Origin of the sequence: Pseudomonas brassicae, assembly GCF_010671725.1 — a bacterium.
GTDB classification, from domain to species: domain Bacteria; phylum Pseudomonadota; class Gammaproteobacteria; order Pseudomonadales; family Pseudomonadaceae; genus Aquipseudomonas; species Aquipseudomonas brassicae.
Map to the genome: position 1 here is coordinate 1 of NZ_JAAHBU010000364.1, position 3,107 is coordinate 3,107.

The 3,107-nt window shown below is 63.4% G+C and carries 3 protein-coding genes and 1 pseudogene; all 4 read right to left on the reverse strand.

Annotation, left to right across the window (positions count from 1 at the left end; translation table 11 throughout):
* Nucleotides 1-343, reverse strand: a pseudogene (locus G3436_RS21640) (BcsR/BcsP family cellulose biosynthesis protein); the annotation flags it as partial.
* Nucleotides 344-822: 479 nt separating this feature from the next.
* The gene (locus G3436_RS21645; RefSeq protein WP_163949302.1) at nucleotides 823-1,491 is read right to left on the reverse strand and encodes an alginate O-acetyltransferase AlgF; all 669 of its coding nucleotides are present in this window, start codon (nucleotides 1,489-1,491) and stop codon (nucleotides 823-825) included.
* A gap of 3 nt (nucleotides 1,492-1,494) precedes the next feature.
* Entirely contained in the window at nucleotides 1,495-2,490 is a 996-nt protein-coding gene (locus G3436_RS21650) for an alginate O-acetyltransferase AlgX-related protein (RefSeq protein WP_163949304.1), read from the reverse strand.
* A 27-nt stretch (nucleotides 2,491-2,517) separates the two neighbouring features.
* Nucleotides 2,518-3,107, reverse strand: a 590-nt coding sequence (locus G3436_RS21655) for a bacteriophage N4 adsorption protein A (RefSeq protein WP_243667257.1), incomplete at its 5' end; no start/stop codon positions are given.

The window sequence follows — 3,107 nt, forward strand, 5'->3', positions numbered from 1 at the left end:
AGCCCTGGGCTTGCGCGGCGCAGGCGCGCAGCCGCCTCGAGTTGCTCGCGCAACGACAGGGGGGGCGACGGTTGGGCAGCGTGTGCGGGGCCGGGCTTGCCTGCGTGGGTACAGCTACCAGCGCAGGTGCCGCGACCGGCACGGCGGCGACGGTGGGTGGCAGCTTGAGCGCTGCCAGGGTCGCCGCGACCGGTGCGCCAGCCACCGCAATGGCCGGGACTTCAGGTTCAGCAGTGGTCAGCAGTGGCTCGATAAACTCGAACTCTGTGTCGATTTCCTTGTAACTGTCCGCACTTGCCCCAAATCGGTGGAACAGATTTCCAATATCGTCTGCATGACTCATGTGTGTAATCCCGGCCTACGGCTATCTGAACGACTGTTGGGGCAGATAAGGTCTGTCACACTGCTGTGATGGCGCTAATGTGTGATATCAAAGTAATGGTGTCAATATTTTGTTTGGTTTTTGGCTTAAATTTAGCCATGTGGTGATATTGGAAAAATATCGCCATAAAATTGACTTACCTGTGCCCGAGTCGTGCGTGAATGGTCAGCGTATTTCATCCTGATCGGCATAAAACGCTAAAAGCTTAGTCTAATTGTAGGAAATGACTGACCGGTCATCGTGAGGTATGTCAGCTTGTTTCGCGATTACGCCTAGGTTAGCAAGCTTTGTGCTGGGCGTGTGCGGTGAGGCGGCGGGTGGTCGGGCGAGGGTCCGGTTGTCCGATCAACGGAGTGCCGGGTGTGCTGTGCAGGGCCCCAGAGGGGAGGGCAGGTGCGGATGATCCGCGTCCTGCCCAGCGTGCACTCGGTCAAACAGATCTATTTCGTGTAGACGTCAGTCTTGCTCAGTTCGCCGCGCAGCACTGGCTGCTCGGCACTGCCGGTGAGGAACAGCGAGTAGTGGTCACCCGCCTTCAGCGGTGGCAGCGCCCACGCCTTGGCCAGCGTGGCGCCGCAACCGGCACTCAAGGTCGCGCGCACCGGGTTGATCGCACGCGCCACGTTGCTCTGCCCCGGCACCTCGGCAAACAACGTCGGGCCGTTGTCGGCAACCACCAGCTGGCCCTTCGCGCAATCGCTCGCCAGGTTGTAGAACCGCAGCTCGGCCTTGAGTGCGTTTTCACTGCCGGTGAGGTCAGCCTGCAGGCTGTAGCGCTCCCCCTGTGCCACCAGCGTGCTGAAGCTGCCCGGCAGCACTGTCCACTGGCCTGCCGGCTTGCCATTGATGCTCACGCTGAATGGCGTGTCGCCGCTGACGATGGCATAGGTGCTGGCAACGTTGTCGGCACCGATCGATTGGCGGCTGCTCTTGTCGATCTGCACCGTCAGCGTTTCGGTCGACGGGTTGATCAGCCGCACGAAGGCCAGCCCGGCAGGCGGGCGAGGGGCGTACAACTGGGCGAACACCCCTTCGGCCTGGGCGCCAGCAGGCAGCAGTAGCGCCGCGCACAGTGCCAGCCCGGCGCTCTGCCGGTCGAGGTTGGCCATGGCTCAGTCTCCCACGGCGGCATGCAGCCGCTTGCGCCAGGTATCGGCGCTCATGATCGAGGCGTTGTCCCAGAAGCCTTCAGCCTTGGGCCCCTGGTTGTAGGTGGACTCGAACAGCTGCCACACCAGCACCTGCGGCGGGTTCTGCTTGAACTCGGCAGACTCCAGGTACTCCAGCAGCACGATCCACGGGCCCACGTTGCCCGGCTTCCAGTTCACCGACACCGGGCGGTCGAGGGCGTTGGAGAGTTTCTGCGGGTAGCCGAAGTACGGCTGCACCATGCTGTGGCCGGTCACGTGCACCGGTGCCGGCGCCTCATCGAGCAGGCCGCCGGCAGCCGCCTCGCGGCGCACGGTGAAGGTGTCACGGCCGATGGCCTTGCGCTCGTCGGGGGTCAGGAACAGCTCGGCAAGATCGCCGTAACGGCGCTCCTTGAACTCCTTGCCCAGTGCCAGGCCGCTACCGGCATTGCCTTTGAGCGTCGGCACGTCACGCTTGATCCGTGCGGCAGTGGCCTCGGCGGTAGCGTCGGCGGCGGCCTGGGTCCAGTGCTGGTCGGTGCGGTAGAACACATCGGTACCGGCCTGCTTGAGCGGGCGCAGCACAGCGGCGGCATCGAAGGCCGGGATACCGGCCTGGCCGAGTTTGCCCAGGATGGTCTGGTAACGCTGCTGGACCTGCGGGCTGATGGTTTTGCCGGCCGGCAGCTTGTCCTGATAGAACAGGCTCTTGTCCGGCAGCAGCAGCACTTCCAGCTGAATGTTGCGCGCGGCCAGGGCGCTGCGGGCTTGCTTGATCAAGGCGGTGTTGGCGTCGATGCCGGCAGTGTCGACTTCGCTCAGGCTGCCCCAGCCGGGCAGCAACCAGCCGCCCTCGCCGCGAATCACGATGGAGGCGTCCTGCGCCTGCGCAGCGTTCATGGCCAGGCACAGCGAGGCGCCAAGCAGGCCGGCGCCGAGGCGCTTGAAGGTGGGAGCTAACAGCAGCGAGAGCGTCATGGTGAAGGGATCCTTTGAAATATCGGCTCAGTAGGACAGCGTAAGGTTCATGAACAGCCCTTTGGCCTGTTCGGTGTTGCCGCCGCCAATCGGGAAGCGGTATTGCACGGAAGCGTCCAGGTAGGAGCGCGGCGTATTGTAGTGGTCTTCACGCAACCAGTAGCGCAGCGCGACACCGGGGCCTGCGCCGAGCGACCAGGTGTGCGGGTCGCGGGTCAGTGACACGTCGCCACCTGGCAATACCGCCCGGTCCTTTTGCCAGCTCCAGTCGGCGGCACCCACCACATGCGGGAATACCACCAGGTTGGGCGATGCTGCAGGCAGTCGAAAGCTGCGACCCAAGCGCAATTCATTGCTCAGGAATACCTGTTCGCGGCGCAGGCGCCCCCTGCCTTCGGCCAGTATTTCATTTGGCTTGCCGCGTGCGTCGACCTCGCGCAAGGTGTAGCTCGCCGAGTTGTCTTCGTACAGAAAGCCCAGTTGCGAGTAGAGCGATGTCGTCCACCAGCTCGATTCATCCTGGCGCAACTCGGTGCCGCGGTAGAAGCCGTAAGTGATGTAGTGCAGCCAACTGCCGGCGCTCTTGCCGAGCTTGTAGCGCATCTGTGTGCCCTTGG